General features: G+C 65.7%; 15 protein-coding genes. 2 read left to right on the top strand and 13 right to left on the bottom strand.

Features of this window, described 5'->3' with window-relative positions; genetic code table 11:
* Nucleotides 1-125 precede the first annotated feature (125 nt).
* The 7 genes from lepA to rpoE all read right to left on the bottom strand — a co-directional run bounded on the left by lepA (nucleotide 126) and on the right by rpoE (nucleotide 6,530).
* Complete coding sequence (gene lepA, locus CFK21_RS05220; RefSeq protein WP_096365436.1) at nucleotides 126-1,931, bottom strand: translation elongation factor 4; 1,806 nt, start codon at nucleotides 1,929-1,931, stop codon at nucleotides 126-128.
* A gap of 96 nt (nucleotides 1,932-2,027) precedes the next feature.
* Nucleotides 2,028-2,279, bottom strand: coding sequence for a glutaredoxin family protein (locus CFK21_RS05215; RefSeq protein ID WP_096365434.1), 252 nt, complete (start codon nucleotides 2,277-2,279; stop codon nucleotides 2,028-2,030).
* 52 nt (nucleotides 2,280-2,331) lie between these two features.
* The gene (locus tag CFK21_RS05210; RefSeq protein ID WP_096365432.1) at nucleotides 2,332-3,765 is read right to left on the bottom strand and encodes a DegQ family serine endoprotease; all 1,434 of its coding nucleotides are present in this window, start codon (nucleotides 3,763-3,765) and stop codon (nucleotides 2,332-2,334) included.
* Nucleotides 3,766-3,847: 82 nt separating this feature from the next.
* Complete coding sequence (locus tag CFK21_RS05205; RefSeq protein WP_096365430.1) at nucleotides 3,848-4,351, bottom strand: SoxR reducing system RseC family protein; 504 nt, start codon at nucleotides 4,349-4,351, stop codon at nucleotides 3,848-3,850.
* 18 nt (nucleotides 4,352-4,369) lie between these two features.
* Nucleotides 4,370-5,374: a MucB/RseB C-terminal domain-containing protein gene (locus CFK21_RS05200; protein WP_096365428.1), complete on the bottom strand. Its 1,005-nt coding sequence runs from the start codon at nucleotides 5,372-5,374 to the stop codon at nucleotides 4,370-4,372.
* Between the two features lie 3 nt (nucleotides 5,375-5,377).
* Nucleotides 5,378-5,935 (bottom strand): sigma-E factor negative regulatory protein, encoded by a 558-nt coding sequence (locus tag CFK21_RS05195; RefSeq protein ID WP_157745374.1) that lies wholly within the window; start codon nucleotides 5,933-5,935, stop codon nucleotides 5,378-5,380.
* A gap of 19 nt (nucleotides 5,936-5,954) precedes the next feature.
* Complete coding sequence (rpoE, locus tag CFK21_RS05190) at nucleotides 5,955-6,530, bottom strand: RNA polymerase sigma factor RpoE (RefSeq protein WP_096365424.1); 576 nt, start codon at nucleotides 6,528-6,530, stop codon at nucleotides 5,955-5,957.
* A gap of 184 nt (nucleotides 6,531-6,714) precedes the next feature.
* Between rpoE and nadB the strand changes: the two genes are divergently transcribed.
* Entirely contained in the window at nucleotides 6,715-8,349 is a 1,635-nt protein-coding gene (gene nadB, locus CFK21_RS05185) for an L-aspartate oxidase (protein WP_096365422.1), read from the top strand.
* Nucleotides 8,350-8,421: 72 nt separating this feature from the next.
* Here nadB and CFK21_RS05180 read toward each other — a convergent pair whose 3' ends face one another.
* The 5 genes from CFK21_RS05180 to CFK21_RS05160 all read right to left on the bottom strand — a co-directional run bounded on the left by CFK21_RS05180 (nucleotide 8,422) and on the right by CFK21_RS05160 (nucleotide 11,875).
* Nucleotides 8,422-8,688: an acylphosphatase gene (locus CFK21_RS05180; protein ID WP_369801260.1), complete on the bottom strand. Its 267-nt coding sequence runs from the start codon at nucleotides 8,686-8,688 to the stop codon at nucleotides 8,422-8,424.
* Nucleotides 8,688-9,413, bottom strand: coding sequence for an efflux RND transporter periplasmic adaptor subunit (locus CFK21_RS05175; protein ID WP_096365418.1), 726 nt, complete (start codon nucleotides 9,411-9,413; stop codon nucleotides 8,688-8,690). Before CFK21_RS05175 ends, CFK21_RS05180 begins: the two co-directional genes overlap by 1 nt.
* Before the next feature lie 2 nt (nucleotides 9,414-9,415).
* Complete coding sequence (locus CFK21_RS05170; protein ID WP_096365416.1) at nucleotides 9,416-10,747, bottom strand: TolC family protein; 1,332 nt, start codon at nucleotides 10,745-10,747, stop codon at nucleotides 9,416-9,418.
* 94 nt (nucleotides 10,748-10,841) lie between these two features.
* Nucleotides 10,842-11,399 carry a thioredoxin family protein gene (locus CFK21_RS05165; RefSeq protein ID WP_096365414.1) on the bottom strand — a complete coding sequence of 186 codons (558 nt, stop codon included), beginning with the start codon at nucleotides 11,397-11,399 and terminating at the stop codon, nucleotides 10,842-10,844.
* Between the two features lie 11 nt (nucleotides 11,400-11,410).
* Complete coding sequence (locus tag CFK21_RS05160) at nucleotides 11,411-11,875, bottom strand: TlpA family protein disulfide reductase (protein WP_197703002.1); 465 nt, start codon at nucleotides 11,873-11,875, stop codon at nucleotides 11,411-11,413.
* A gap of 224 nt (nucleotides 11,876-12,099) precedes the next feature.
* Between CFK21_RS05160 and CFK21_RS05155 the strand changes: the two genes are divergently transcribed.
* Nucleotides 12,100-13,698, top strand: a complete 1,599-nt coding sequence (locus CFK21_RS05155; protein ID WP_096365410.1) for a PilZ domain-containing protein — start codon at nucleotides 12,100-12,102, stop codon at nucleotides 13,696-13,698.
* Between the two features lie 49 nt (nucleotides 13,699-13,747).
* Here CFK21_RS05155 and CFK21_RS15500 read toward each other — a convergent pair whose 3' ends face one another.
* Nucleotides 13,748-14,491 (bottom strand): LysM peptidoglycan-binding domain-containing protein, encoded by a 744-nt coding sequence (locus CFK21_RS15500; RefSeq protein WP_231971566.1) that lies wholly within the window; start codon nucleotides 14,489-14,491, stop codon nucleotides 13,748-13,750.
* Nucleotides 14,492-14,590 lie beyond the last annotated feature (99 nt).

Raw genomic sequence — 14,590 nt, 5'->3', positions numbered from 1 at the left:
GGCTATAAGACCAGAAACGCCGTCATCCCCGCGCAGGTGGGGATCCAGCACCCGCGGCGGTTTATGGATTCCCGCCTGCGCGGGAATGACGCTGTGCACTCTGCGCCTCCGCGTTGAGGTTTTCTTCAACCCTTCTTGCCCACATGCAGCACTGCCAGGAAGGCCTCCTGCGGGACCTCGACCTTGCCGAACTGCTTCATGCGGCGTTTGCCGGCCTTCTGCTTTTCCAGCAGCTTGCGCTTGCGGCTGACGTCGCCGCCGTAGCACTTGGCGGTCACGTTCTTGCGCAGTGCCTTGACCGTGGTACGGGCAATGATCTGGTTGCCGATGGCGGCCTGGATGGCCACATCGAACATCTGCCGCGGAATCAGTTCCTTCATCGCATCGGCCAGTTCGCGGCCCTTGTAGGGGGCATTGTCATGATGGACGATCAGCGACAGGGCATCCACCCGCTCACCGTTGATGAGGATGTCCAGCTTGACCAGCTTGGCGGCCTGGAAGCGCAGGTGATGGTAGTCGAAGGAGGCATAGCCGCGGCTGACTGATTTCAGCCGGTCGAAGAAGTCCAGCACCACCTCGCTCAGCGGCATCTCGAAATTCAGCGACACCTGCTTGCCCAGATACTGCATGTTCTTCTGCACCCCGCGCTTCTCCACGCACAGGGTGATCACCGCGCCCAGGTAATCCTGGGGTACCAGGATATTGGCGAGGATGATGGGTTCGCGGATCTCCTCGATCTCGTTGGGCGGCGGCAGCTCCGCCGGATTGTCCACCTGCAGGGTCTCGCCGCGGGTGGTCAGGACTTCGTAGATCACGGTCGGGGCAGTGGTGATCAGGTCCAGATCGTACTCACGCTCCAGCCGCTCCTGCACGATCTCCATGTGCAGCATGCCGAGAAAACCGCAGCGGAAACCGAACCCCAGGGCCTGGGAGTTCTCCGGATCGTACTGCAGGGCGGCATCGTTCAGGCGCAGCTTCTCCAGGGCATCGCGCAGGTCCTCATAATCATCGGAGCTGACCGGGTACAGTCCGGCGAAGACCCGCGGCTGCATGTACTGGAAGCCCGGCACCGGTTCGGCGGCGGGGTTGTCGGTCAGGGTCAGGGTATCGCCCACCGGCGCACCGTCGATGTCCTTGATGCCGGCGATGACATAGCCCACATCCCCGGCGCTGAGGTGGTCGGTATCCTTGCGCTTGGGAGTGAAGATGCCGACATTGTCGACCTGGTGGCTGCGTCCCGTGGACATCACCGTGATCTTCTGCCGCGGGCGCAGGGTGCCCTGCTTGACCCGCACCAGCGAGATCACGCCGACATAGTTGTCGAACCAGGAGTCGATGATCAGGGCCTTGAGCGGCGCCTCGACATCGCCCTGGGGCGGCGGAATGCGGGCGACGATGGTCTCCAGCACGTCCTCGACGCCGACACCGGTCTTGGCGCTGACATGCACGGCGTCGTGGGCCTCGATGCCGATGATGTCCTCGATCTCCTGAGCCACGAGCTCGGGCTCGGCTGAGGGCAGGTCGATCTTGTTCAGCACCGGCACCACCTCCAGGCCCTGATCGATGGCGGTGTAGCAGTTGGCCACGCTCTGCGCCTCCACGCCCTGGGCGGCATCGACCACCAGCAGGGCGCCCTCGCAGGCGGCCAGCGAGCGCGAAACCTCGTAGGAGAAATCCACATGCCCCGGGGTATCGATGAAATTGAGCCGGTAGATCCGGCCGTCGCGGGCGGTGTAGTCCAGGCTTACGCTCTGGGCCTTGATGGTGATGCCGCGCTCGCGCTCCAGGTCCATGGAATCGAGCACCTGCTCGGCCATTTCACGTTCGGTCAGGCCACCGCAGACCTGAATGAAACGGTCGGCCAGGGTCGACTTGCCATGGTCGATATGGGCGATGATGGAAAAATTGCGGATATGACTCAGATCTGCCACGGGGTTCTCGATGCATATGCCCGCCGGACGGGCACAGGGACATTGCCGGCAGCCGGACGGACCGGCCAGTTCATATAAGCATTTGAAGTCGCGGGATTATACACATTCATCCGGGCGGCAGATAGCGCGCAGCGCCGCCGGATCGAGAAAATACTCGCAGATGAGCCGGTCGTCAGCCGTGGTCAGAACCGGGACGCGCGTGCCCCAGCGCTCGACCAGGGCGGGATCCCGGTCGATATCGATCACTCTGAGCTCGAATCCCAAGTCCGGCTGCAGGACGCGCAGTTCCTGCTCCAGGTCCTGGCACAGGCCGCACTCGGGGCGGGCATAGAGGATCAGACGGGTCATGGCCGAAACCCGGTGCGGCCCCGGGGCGAACCGGGACCGCACCGGCGGCGGCTTACTCCGGAATGCGGATGGCCAGGAACAGGGGACCGCTGCGGCGCTGAATCAGCACCGGCACCGAACTGCCCTTATCCATGTCCTTGACCAGCTGATTGAAGTGATCGACACCCTTGACCGTCTCATTATTGAAACGCACGACGATGTCGCCTTCGCGCACGCCGGCGCGTGAGGCCACCCCGGACTTGAGCTCCTTGATCATCACGCCGCCCTCGCCCAGCTCCAGCTGCTCACGCAACTCGGCCGGGACCGCGGCCACCACCAGGCCCAGACGGTCGCTCTTGCCGGTCTGGCTCGCGGCCGGTTCGGCCGCGGCCTGCTGATCGTCCTCGAGCTCGCCCAGGGTCACCTGCAGGGTGCGGCGCTTGCCCTCACGCATGATCTTCATCTCGGCCTGCTCGCCCACCGGCGTACTGCCGACGATGTGCGGCAGACTGCTGGAACGGATCACGGGTCTGCCGTTGAACTCCAGAATGATGTCGCCGACCTGCAGCCCGGCCTTGGCCGCCGGACTGTCCGGGACCACCTTGGACACCAGCGCGCCCTGCGGCTTGTCCAGCCCGAAGGACTGGGCCAGTTCGCGGGTCACCTCCTGGATCAGCACGCCCAGCCAGCCCCGGCTGACCCGGCCCCGGGTCTTGAGCTGTTCGGCGACATCCATGGCGACCTCGATCGGAATGGCGAAGGACAGGCCCATGTAGCCGCCGGTGCGGCTGAAGATCTGGGAGTTCACGCCCACGACCTCACCGTCCATGTTGAACAGCGGCCCACCGGAGTTGCCGGGGTTGATGGCCACGTCGGTCTGGATGAAGGGCACATAGTTCTCACTCGGCAGGGCCCGGCCCTTGGCGCTGACGATGCCGGCGGTGGCCGAACGCTCGAAGCCGAAGGGCGAGCCGATGGCCAGCACCCACTCGCCGACCTTGAGTTCCTCGGACTTGCCCAGTTCAGCCACGGGCAGCCCCTGCGCCTCGACCTTGAGCAGGGCCACATCGCTGCGGGGATCGGTCCCCACCACCTCGGCAACCATCTCGTCGCGGTTGTTGAAACGGACGATGATCTCCTTGGCGTCCTGGACCACATGGTTGTTGGTGAGGATGTAGCCGTCTTCAGAGATGATGAAGCCGGAGCCGAGCGACTTGGCCTCGTGCTCACGCGGCTCGCCGCCTTCGCCCTCGAAGAAGTGGCGGAACAGGTCACCGAAGGGGCTGTCTTCCGGCAGGTCGGGCATCTCCATACCCGGCGGCAGCTGCATGCGCGGTTCCTTCACCACCTGGGTGGTGCTGATGTTGACCACCACCGGGCTGTTCTGTTCGACCAGTCCGGAAAAATCCGGCAGTGATGACGACCAGGGCGCCGCGGCGGCCTGGGTCAGTCCCATCAATCCGAGCAGCGCCAGGCCATTCAGCCAGGATGCAATCTTGTATTTCATACCCACTCCCGTAATGGAATCATCACTCTCGTTATATGACATCAATCTACATCGCCCGGCCTGAAGCCGGGCTGAACAGTGTTCAACCGGGCGTTGGATGCGAGCCGGACCGGGACACGGCCGACACCGTATCGATCCCGGTGCCAACCACACCGAGTATGACCGGCTGATAGCGCCGGTCATCGCGTATTCTGCAGGAAAACCGGCGCAACCAGTAGAAACCCAGCCCGCCGCCGGCCAGCGCGCCCAGCAGCGCCGGCCATTCCTGCAGGATGCCCAGACGCGCGGCCAGCACCTCGCCCAGCAGCCCGCCCAGGAACAGGCACAGCAGCGGCAGCAGATAGAGCGCCAGGGACCCGCGCAGGAAGGCACCCTCCTCGATGCCGATACGCACTGATTGTCCGGGCCGCACCCCCACGGGGTCGATGGCCCGTACCCGGCTGCGTCGATTGCCCAGTACCTGCGCCAGCACCGAGGTGCCGCAGCCCTTGTTGACCGCGCACTGCCCGCATACCGACTGGCGCCGGGTCTCGACCCAGGCCACACCGTCGGCGACCTCGAGCACCAGTCCCTGTTCCTCGATCATGGCCGCTGTCCCGCTGCTTCACTCACTGCGTCGCACTCCCAGCGCCAGGCGCTCGGCCGTCACCGCCGGCACCTCGCCCACCACGATGACATGATAACCCTCCAGGGCCCGGCCCATGGCGTTGACCGCGCCCATGTTCGACAGGCCCTGCAGCCCGGGTGGGGTATTCTCATCGCGCGCCTCGATGTAGACCGAGACCGTGGCCAGACCATCGCCGAAGACCCAGTGCTCGACCCTTTGGCCGCTGACCGGCATGCCGTGCCAGTTGTGGCCGCGCAGTTCGAAGCCGGGCGGGAGCCAGGCGAATTCCCAGCCGCTGTCGGCATCCGCCGGAATCTCCTGCGCCGCGGCCGCCGGTCCTTCGTAACGGGTGAAATGCTCGCCGCCGAGCTCCGGGCGCAGGTCGGCATCATCGATCTGTTTCACCACCTCCAGCCGGGTGAACATCATCTGTTCCAGGGCGGCACCGGAAGCCGTGACCAGTTCCGAGCGCAGCGGCAGGGCATGCTCACTGTCGAGCCAGAAGCGGTAACCATAACGATAATCGTCGCGCGGCTCGATCACCACCACCTGGCTGCGGCGCTGCAGCATACGGTCGCTGTCCCCAAGGCTGAAGCGGTAATGTCGGCTGAGTTGTTCCAGATCGCGCGGCAGGGCCGCGAAGGGGCCGCGCGGCAGACTGCGGTCCACCATGACGGCCTTGCTGTCGGAGAGGATGCAGGTCACACCCTCCTGGTCGCGGATGACCTCGCGCGCCGCCCCGCTGAGGGCGAACAGCCTCTGGCGGCTGTCCTCGCCGCCGCGATGCATGATGCGCATGGCATCCAGCTTGCCGTTGTGCTGGTAGACGAAGGTACCGCGATAGTTCAGATCCTGGATGGCATTCGACATCCGGTCCAGCCAGGCGAATGCCTCACCGGCCGCCGCTGGCGGACTGAACAGCGCCGTTGCCAGCAGGGCCAGGGGCAGCAGCCGCGCGGCGCGCGCCCTGGCGATGGACGGGACGCGGGAGAAGCGGAGCATGCGTCAGTGCTGCTCCCGGTCATAGCCCACAATGCGCACATGCGGGGCGACCACCGGCATGCCGTTGCGGGCGGCGAATTCATTGTGATTGACCAGGTACTGATTGAGACGCTCGCTCACCATGGCCTGCTGTCCCTGCCACTGGCTGGTGTCGACCCGGCGATAGTCTTCCGCGACCGGCGCCGAGCCGGCATCGGCCACCTGGACGCCGCCGCCGGGCGTGGGCGCGTCAGGCTGGAACATGACCACGGCCAGCACCGCCACCGAGGCGGCCACGGCCAGGCCGGCGAGCGGCCGGGTCCAGCCCGCCAGCCGCGGCCGGGCGGCGCCACGATCATGCGCGGACTCGGGTTCCAGCGCCGCCATCACCCGATCACTCAGGTCGGGCTCCACCTGCTCGGGCAGGTGATTGCGCAGGGCGTCCTGGATCAGCGTGTAGCGGCTCCACGTCTCGCGCAGGGCGGGATCGCTGACCATGCGCGCCAGCAGCAGCGAGCGTTCCTGCGGCGGCAGGGCGTCGTCCACCAGCGCAGAGATCTGTTCCTTAACCTGGTCTGTCATGGTGTTACCTCTCCTGCCTTCAGCCCAGCAGGGGCTGCAGGCGTTTCTCAATCGCCTCCCGGGCCCGGAAGATCCGGGAGCGGACGGTACCGATCGGGCAGTCCATCGCCCGGGCGATGTCCTCATAGCTCAATCCCTCGAGCTCGCGCAGAATAATCGCCGTCTTCAGATCCTCGGGCAGCGCCTCGATGGCGTCATTGATGGTGGCCTGGATCTCGTCCCTGAGCAGCATCCGCTCCGGGGTGGCGTATTCCTTCAGACCCGAGTCACCGGCAAATTGTTCCGCATCTCCGGCATCGATATCACCGCTGGGCGGACGCCGGCTCTGGGCCAGCAGGTGGTTCTTGGCCGTATTGATGGCGATCCGGTAGAGCCAGGTATAGAAGGCGCTGTCACCCCGGAATGACGGCAGCGCCCGGTAGGCCTTGATGAAGGCCTCCTGGGCGATATCGGTGGCATCCGCCGGATTGGAGACGTAGCGGCCGATCAGCTGCACCAGTTTATGCTGGTATTTGCGGACCAGGAGATCGAAGGCCTGCTTGTCGCCGCGCTGGACGCGCTCGACCAGTAACTGATCCCCGTTCTGTGCCGTCATCCGGGCTCCTTTACCGCCGGGCCTTGCCCCACCGGGGCTTGTGGACAGGAAGAATCAAGAAAAGTTCGCTTGCGGCAGTAGTTTAGGTTATGTTTAGCGGATTGGATGATGCAACAGCCGGGGTCTGTGAAGGGGCGTCAAACCCGAGCCACCTTACCCGATTTCAGGCGATAATCAAAGACGCATGCAGCAACAATACGACTATGACGTGCTGATCGTCGGCAGCGGGGCGGCCGGGCTGCGCCTGGCCCTGGAACTGGCCGACGAGGCCCGGGTCGCGGTGCTGGCCAAGGGCAGCATCACCGAGGGCAGTACCTATTACGCCCAGGGCGGGGTCTCGGCCGTGCTTGACCCCAGCGACAGCTTCGACAGCCACATCCAGGACACCCTGAACGCCGGAGCTGGGCTGTGCCACCCCGAGGTGGTGCGCTTCACGGTGGAGCGGGCGCCGGCCGCCATCCAGTGGCTGATCGACCATGGCGTGGACTTCACCCGTTACCCGGGCGGCGACAACGCGTATCACCTTACCCGCGAGGGCGGCCACAGCCACCGTCGAGTCATCCATGCCGCCGACGCCACCGGCCGGGCCATCGAAACCTCGCTGGTGGCGCGGGCGCGGGAACATGCCGGGATCGCGCTGCTGGAACGCCACATCGCCGTGGATCTGATCACCACCCGCAAGCTGGGCCGGGGCGGGGCCAATCGCTGCCTGGGCGCCTATGTGCTCAACCGCGACGCCCAGCGGGTGGAACTGTTCGCCGCCCGCTGCGTGGTGCTGGCCACCGGCGGGGCGAGCAAGGTCTACCGCTACACCAGCAACCCCGACACCGCCACCGGCGACGGCATCGCCATGGCCTGGCGCGCCGGCTGCCGGGTGGCGAACCTGGAGTTCAACCAGTTCCACCCGACCTGCCTGTATCACCCGCACGCCAAGTCGTTCCTGATCACGGAAGCGGTGCGCGGCGAGGGCGGACGGCTGCTGCTTCCCGACGGCGAATCCTTCATGCAGCGTTTCGACCCGCGCGGCGAACTGGCCCCGCGCGACATCGTCGCCCGCGCCATCGACCACGAGATGAAGCGTCTGGGCGTCGATCACGTGCTGCTCGACATCAGCCACAAGCCGGCGGCCTTCATCCGCGAGCACTTCCCGACCGTGCATGCCCGCTGCCTGGAATTCGGTTTCGACATGACCCGCGAGCCGCTGCCGGTGGTGCCGGCCGCGCATTACACCTGCGGCGGGGTGATGACCGATCGCGACGGTCATACCGATGTGGAATGCCTCTACGCCATCGGCGAAACCACCCACACCGGCCTGCACGGGGCCAATCGCATGGCCAGCAACTCGCTGCTGGAATGCCTGGTATTCGCGCAGGCGGCCGGCGCGGACATCCGCCGCCGGCTGGCACAGAACCCGCCGCCGGAGCGGCTGCCGCCCTGGGACGAGTCCCGGGTGACGGATTCGGACGAGGAGGTGGTGGTCAGCCACAACTGGGACGAACTGCGCCACTTCATGTGGGACTATGTCGGCATCGTGCGCACCAACAAGCGCCTGCAGCGGGCGCGCCGGCGGGTGGAACTGCTGCAGCATGAAATCCATGAGTACTACAGCAACTTCCGGGTCTCCAATGACCTGATCGAACTGCGCAACCTGGTGCAGGTCGCCGAACTGATCATCCGCTCGGCCCAGGCGCGCAAGGAATCCCGCGGCCTGCACTACACCCTGGACTATCCGGAGACCGACACCCGCCGTCCGCCGCACGATACGGTACTCACGCCGGAGCCGCAGCCGGATTCCCGCCTGGCGGGGGTGCGACTGTAGGATGGGTGAAGGCGCCTGCGCCGCAACCCATCGAAGACCATGCGCGATGGGTTACGCTGCGCTTCACCCACCCTACCCTGTTCTGAACCCCTCCTGCTCCAAGGGCTCGACCTCATCGCATTCCACCGCCGTGACCCGGGCGCCGGCCGGCCCCTCCCACAGCCACTCCACCAGGACTCGCACCGCATCGACCGGGCCGCTGACCAGCACCTCCACCCGGCCATCGGGCAGGTTGCAGGCATGACCGCTGAGTCCGAGTTCGCGCGCCCGGCGTTGCGTGGTAGCGCGAAAGAACACGCCTTGCACACGGCCACTGACATAGCAGCGCCGTGCAATCATCATGGCCGGTTCACCCGTGCCGACTGGCCCGGCTGCAGGCCGGCATCCTGCGCCGCGCTGATCCCGACCAGCACCGTGTCCGTATCGGCCCGGATGACCCGGCCATCGTAGCCGGCGTCACCGACCTGCACGCGCACAGGCTCGCCCGGCCGGTAGCGGCTGTCGGCCGGGGCACGCACCTGCCAGCGGCCCGCCGGCTGCAACTCCAGCAGCGACGGCGCCCGATCGCGGCTCACGACCACCTGGCCGGGATAGGCATGCAGGCTCAGCACGCGCCCGGCCGACGGGGCCTTGAGTACGCTGCGCTCCAGTTCCCAGGCCGCCCGGGTACGCACTGCCTGGGCCTCGGCATGGGCCGCCTCGGCGGCCAGCATGGCGTTTTTCGCCAATTGCAGATCGCGTTCCGACATCACGGTACGGTCATACAGTTCCTGGGCCCGCTCCCATTCGCGCAGCGCCTCGGCGCGCACCTCCTGCTGCTCGGCCAGGACCGCCTCGGCGCGGCGCAGTTCGGCGCGGAAGACGCGATCATCCAGCGCCAGCAGCCGGGCGCCGGCCTCGACCTGATCGCCCACGCTCACATGCACACTCTCGACCACACCGGAGACAGGCAGACTGAGCACCTGCGCCGGCCCCGGCTCGAGCCGGCCTTCGAGTTCCTGTGCCCCTGCGCCGGGCGCCGTCAGCAGCGCGACCGGAATAATCATCCAACGGTAAAGCTTCATACTCACTCTCCGCTCTCCTCCCCGGGCGCGCGGCCCTGCGCAGACATGGGTTCCTGCCCCCGCAGGGCATCCAATTCGGCCCAGGCCAACAACAATTGATAATCCACCTGCGCCGCCAGCAGCCGGGCCCGGGTCGACTCGACCATGGCATCCCCCAGATCGGTCTCGACCTCCAGTTCGTAAAGCGAGCGGCTGCGATCCAGATACAGGTCGCGGTAATCCTGGCGGGTCCAGGCCTCGTCACGTTGGGCCTGCAGCACCCGGATGTGTTCATACAGTTCGACCAGACGCTGGCGCAATTCGAGTTGACGCCGGGCCAGTACCGCCCGGGCCTGTGCCAACTCACCCCGGGCGCGTGAGACCTCGGCCTTGACCGTTCCTCCCGTGAGCAGCGGGACCTCGAGGATCACCGAGGCGCGCCACTCGTCACGGGAACCGAAATCCTTGGCATACTCAGCGGCCTCGACCTCACCGGTGAGGATTGGCCGGCGCCCGGCACGCGCGGCCTCGAGTTGCTCCAGGCCGGCCTCGACCTCGGCACGCGCGGCCCGGATGGCGGGGTTGCTGTCCAGCACCCGGGTCTGCAGCGCCTGCAGTTCGGGCAGCTCGCGCTCGATTGCATCCAGCGGCGGCGGCGTCAGGTCACCTGCCAGCTGCCCGGGCCGCCCCATGGCCTCCGCCAGCCGTACCCGGGCGGTGCGCTGTTCGGCCTGGGCGCGGTAACGCCGGATGCGCACCTCCTGGTAGCGGGTCTCCTGCTCCAGCAGCTCGACATCGGAGACCTGACCCAGCTCGTGACGGTCGCGTACCTCGTCCAGATTCACATAGACGATGGCCATGGCCTCGTTCTCCACCAGGAAGGCAAGATCGGCCAGCAGCACATCGAAATAGCGGGCAATGATCTCCAATCGCTGCTGGTAGGTGGCATCCAGGTAGGCCAGTTCGCGGCCGGCGTGACCGGCCGCGGCGGCCGCCACGGCGGAGCCGGTGCGACCGAAGTCATAGAGCCGCTTGCTCAACAGCACGCTGGCGCGGGAATCGTTGCTGCCGGGCTCGGGCGCCAGCGGCGAAGGCTCGACATAGCGGCCTTCGGCAAAGGCCGAAGCCCGCAGGCCGGTCACCGCCTGTGCCGCCTCCCGCTCGGCCAGGGCGAGTTCGCGTTCGGCCTCGGCCAGTTGCAGATCGGGATGTCCGGGGTGGGCCGCCGCCAGGGCGGCCTGCAGGGTAAGCGGTGCAGGCAGGGGCGGCAGGGCATCGACCTCGCTCTCGCCGGTCCACGCCGGCTCGACGAGCGCCATCAGCAGCAGCCCCAGCAGGGGACGGGACAGGTACACGCGAAAAGGATCCAACAGGCAGTTCACTGGTGGTTTCAATGCGGCTTATGCTGGCATGTATGCCCGGGCAGCGCAAACACCGCGGGCATGCGTATCAGCCGCCACGCGCCTCGCTGCGGCGTTCGCGTTTGTAGCGGGTGAAGGGCATTTCCTCATAGACGCCTTCGATCACGTACTCGCCCAGCCACATGAACTCCCGGGCATCGCGGGTCGCGCCGGTATAGCGGGCCACCGGTTTGCCTTCGAGGTCGAAGAAGACAAACACCGGCGTGGCCCGGACCCGATACTCTTCAAAGGCGAAGTCCTTCATCGCCATCTCGCGGCCGTCGAAGCTGCGGATCTTTATATCGCCCTCGATGTCGACCGGGAAGATCAGAAAGTGTTCCTTGTAGTAATCCTGCACCGACGTCCGGTTGAGCACCATCTCCTTCATGCGATGACAGAAGGGGCATTCATCCATTTCGAAGAACAGCAGGATGCCGGACTTGCCCTGATCCCGGGCCAGTTGCAGTTCCTCTTGAAAGTCACCGAATGTCTGATCGAAAAAATACTCACCGGGATCGCGCAGCTGTTCATTCGCACTCGACAGAGCCGGCGCCAGCAACAGCGCGATGGCGAAAGACAGCGATCTCAACCAGTACAGCTTCAGCATTGCCTCATCCCTTATTGTGTTTCCAGCCGCGCGGAAGCCCGCTCGGCCTGCTTGCGTTTGATGTAGTCTTCAAGCACCTCGTCGGTGATCCCGCCGACCTGACGCGCGACCGGCTCGCCTTCCGGCGAGATGATGTAGGTGGTGGGCAGTCCGCCCACATCCAGGCGCTCGTGTGCCGGCCGCATGTCCTCGGCCTGAAGGATCGGGTAATTGATGAAGTACTCCTCGGCGAAGGCACGCAGCTGCGGCGCCGGAATATCCTCGTAATTGATGCCGATGACCACTGCGTCAGTGGCATGATGGCGGGCATGGAAGTCCACCAGATCCGGGATCTCCTCCAGGCAGGGCGGACACCAGGTCGCCCAGTAATTGACCACCACCCACTTGCCGCGGAACTCCGACAGGGTGCGGGCATTGCCGTCCAGATCCTGCAGCGAAAAATCGACCGGGCCGTCTGCGACGGCCGGCGCCGTCATCAGCAATCCCAGTATCGCCAACAATCCTGATACAAATCGCATATCCAAATCATCCTGACAGTTGCTCGGGATCGACGCGCCTGCCGCGCCATCTCCCTGAAAAGACGCACCAGAGCGGCAAAAGTTTCCATTTTTCTGCCGGCCGGGCTGACTTATACCCCGCACACGCTTGAAAGGCTACCGACAAATACTGAATAATTCATCAAATTACCCTCGGAGATCCCATGTTCCTGACTGTGCCGCCGCAATCCCCGCTGCCGGGTGTCGACACCCGTGCCGGCGCGGTCCGCAAATGGATCGATCAACTCCCCTACACCAACTCCCTCGATACCGCCCACCAACTCATCACCCGGCTGCGCGATCTGCACCATCAGCCACTCGAGGCCGCCCACCGCCACGAACTCCTGCAGTGTTTCCTGGAGGCATTTCAGCGTCTGCATGAACCTTTGCGCCGGCCGCTGCCGGCCACCACGGAGGACCCGCTGGCTGCCTCGCGGCTGCACAGCCTCGACCGCCTCACCGAGGAGTTGTTGATCGGGTACAAATACGTCATCAACGATGCCCAGCAGGAACGGCGCCTGCTGCGCAGGCCCAGACACCTCCACCAGTCCGTGCCCCTGGCCATGCACCTGATCGCCCTGCTGCTGGCCACCCGCTACCAGAGCTACCTGCCCACCGACACCCAACTCTGGCGCGAGGCAGGCACCCTGCTGCATTACTCCCGGGAACACGCACTCGGTGCGCAGCCGCTGGCCAGCCCTCTGCCATTTGCCGAACACCGGCTGGACGCCGCCGCCAGCTACGCCCTGATGGCCTTCATGCGCCTGAGCGACCCCTTCCGTCTGCCGCACGGTACGCTCTGGGACTGCTTCGGCTTCCTGGCCGCCCAGATCCGGCGCTGCGGCCTGCAGGCCCACCCTGAACCCCCTGACAGCCCGCAGGCACGGGCCGTGTGCATCGACTGTGAACCGGCCGAGTGGCGCCAGACGCCCCCCCCGGATGCCGACCCCGCCCGCTGGTATTGGCTGGACCCGTCGCCGCTGCTGGCAGCCATCCAGTCAGGCAGCCTGGCCCTGGAGCAGGGCACAACGCCGGCCCAACTCGGCCTGTCCGAGGCCATCGGCCGTCAGGACGCCAGGCATCTGCTGCAACGGCTGCAGATCCAGTTCCGGGACCCGCCGCAGCGTCGGCTGGAGCGTTTCGAGTCCGGGCAGACCGTCCAGCTGGCAGTGGGGCTGGAGGCCTGCTTTTATCTGCATAACCGCGGGGTATCCTTCGACCCGCGCGATTATCTCGAACCCGAGGACGAGGACGCGATCGACATCGGGCAGGCGCCCGGCACCTACCCGATGGCGGGGTCCGACAGCCTCCAGGCCTATCGCTGCAATGTACTGAATCGCAGCGCAGGCGGCCTGGCCGTGGAACTACCCGGTGACGGCCCGCCCCGGATCCGGGTCGGGGAACTGCTGGCGGTCAGTCTCGCCGACAGCGACGCCGGCGATCCGCAGTGGCTGATCGCCACGGTCAGATGGCTGGTCCGTCAGCCCCGGCAGCGCGAACTCGGATTGCAATATATCGCGCGGGAGATCACCCCTTGCGCCCTGCGCCTGGAACGGGAAGGCCGGTTGCCGCCGCAACCGGCACTGGAGACCAGCATCGTCCACCAGGATACCCGTTACCAGCTGTTGATCGCCGCCCGGGGCCTGTACCGTCCGCAGCGCAGACTGGAACTGCTGCGTGGCTCGCAGCGACAGCAGATCGAGTGCACCCAACTGGTGGAATCGACCGGACTGTACGAGCGTTTCCGTTACACCATCGCATAAAAAAACGGGGCCTTGCGGCCCCGTCTGCGAGTTGATCGCAACGCCGGCATTACCGGACGCGCAACCCCCCGAGGTAGTCACGATCGGAGGCTTCCACCTCGCCGATCGACCAGGTACCACGGGTCTTGGCATGGTTGACCGCGGCATCCACTTCGGCGGCGGAGGGATTGCGATCGATCGAGAAGGCCTGGCCGGGATAGATCAGATCGGCATCGTGGATCTTGTCGCTGTTGGCCTTGTAGATCAGCGGCCACTGGTACGGGTTGTTGTAGATCTCCGGCCTGGAGGAAATGCCCCACAGGCTGTCCCCGCGGACCACCGTGTACTGGATATTGGCCGAACGCACCTCGGCCAGCAGGGCGCTGAGGATGTCATAGGCACGCTTGCCCTCACCCTGGGTGATGGCGGTCGCGCCAGTGTCCATGCGCTGCTTCTGATCACCGCTCAGGCTGTAGCGCCGCAGCTCGGTCAGCATCGGCTTGGCCTTTTCCAGGTAATACTGGTTGACGGCGTCCTCGGCCTGCTCACGCGCCTTGTTGGCCAGCTTGATGGCGGTGGCGTCATCGCCTTCCTTCGCGGCCTTCTCGGCAGCGGCATAGAAGTCTTCCGTATCGCGCCAGATCCAGTCGAGCGCCTTGGCGTTGTCCATGGCGGCGCTGGCGGCATCCAGCGCCTGGGTGACAGCCGCACTCGGGCCGGTCGGCTCCTGCTTGGGCTGGGTGGCGCAACCGGCAATCAGGCCGACAGCGAGCAGGGATATGGACAGGTACTTGGCGGGGAGCATGAGTCTCATAACTGACATCTCCAGAAACTGGGTTTGGATTTATTGGTGATTGATTCCATTGACGAAATCACTGCCGAATGAAGTTACGCGTGCTCGACATGAATGTCA

The sequence above is a fragment of the Thiohalobacter thiocyanaticus genome (assembly GCF_002356355.1).
Classification (GTDB): Bacteria; Pseudomonadota; Gammaproteobacteria; order Thiohalobacterales; family Thiohalobacteraceae; genus Thiohalobacter; species Thiohalobacter thiocyanaticus_A.
The sequence above is the reverse complement of the archived record's forward strand: the minus strand, read 5'-3'. Positions and strand labels throughout refer to the sequence as shown.

What these genes read in the sequence shown, in the direction of transcription:
- nadB (WP_096365422.1), top strand. Translation starts at nt 6,715, where the DNA reads ATGCAGCAACAATACGACTATGACGTGCTGATCGTCGGCAGCGGGGCG.
- CFK21_RS15500 (WP_231971566.1), bottom strand. Translation starts at nt 14,491, where the DNA reads ATGAGACTCATGCTCCCCGCCAAGTACCTGTCCATATCCCTGCTCGCT.
- CFK21_RS05180 (WP_369801260.1), bottom strand. Translation starts at nt 8,688, where the DNA reads ATGATTGCACGGCGCTGCTATGTCAGTGGCCGTGTGCAAGGCGTGTTC.
- CFK21_RS05155 (WP_096365410.1), top strand. Translation starts at nt 12,100, where the DNA reads ATGTTCCTGACTGTGCCGCCGCAATCCCCGCTGCCGGGTGTCGACACC.
- CFK21_RS05200 (WP_096365428.1), bottom strand. Translation starts at nt 5,374, where the DNA reads ATGCTCCGCTTCTCCCGCGTCCCGTCCATCGCCAGGGCGCGCGCCGCG.
- CFK21_RS05195 (WP_157745374.1), bottom strand. Translation starts at nt 5,935, where the DNA reads ATGACAGACCAGGTTAAGGAACAGATCTCTGCGCTGGTGGACGACGCC.
- CFK21_RS05205 (WP_096365430.1), bottom strand. Translation starts at nt 4,351, where the DNA reads ATGATCGAGGAACAGGGACTGGTGCTCGAGGTCGCCGACGGTGTGGCC.
- CFK21_RS05215 (WP_096365434.1), bottom strand. Translation starts at nt 2,279, where the DNA reads ATGACCCGTCTGATCCTCTATGCCCGCCCCGAGTGCGGCCTGTGCCAG.
- CFK21_RS05175 (WP_096365418.1), bottom strand. Translation starts at nt 9,413, where the DNA reads ATGAAGCTTTACCGTTGGATGATTATTCCGGTCGCGCTGCTGACGGCG.
- CFK21_RS05210 (WP_096365432.1), bottom strand. Translation starts at nt 3,765, where the DNA reads ATGAAATACAAGATTGCATCCTGGCTGAATGGCCTGGCGCTGCTCGGA.
- CFK21_RS05160 (WP_197703002.1), bottom strand. Translation starts at nt 11,875, where the DNA reads ATGACGGCGCCGGCCGTCGCAGACGGCCCGGTCGATTTTTCGCTGCAG.
- rpoE (WP_096365424.1), bottom strand. Translation starts at nt 6,530, where the DNA reads ATGACGGCACAGAACGGGGATCAGTTACTGGTCGAGCGCGTCCAGCGC.
- CFK21_RS05165 (WP_096365414.1), bottom strand. Translation starts at nt 11,399, where the DNA reads ATGCTGAAGCTGTACTGGTTGAGATCGCTGTCTTTCGCCATCGCGCTG.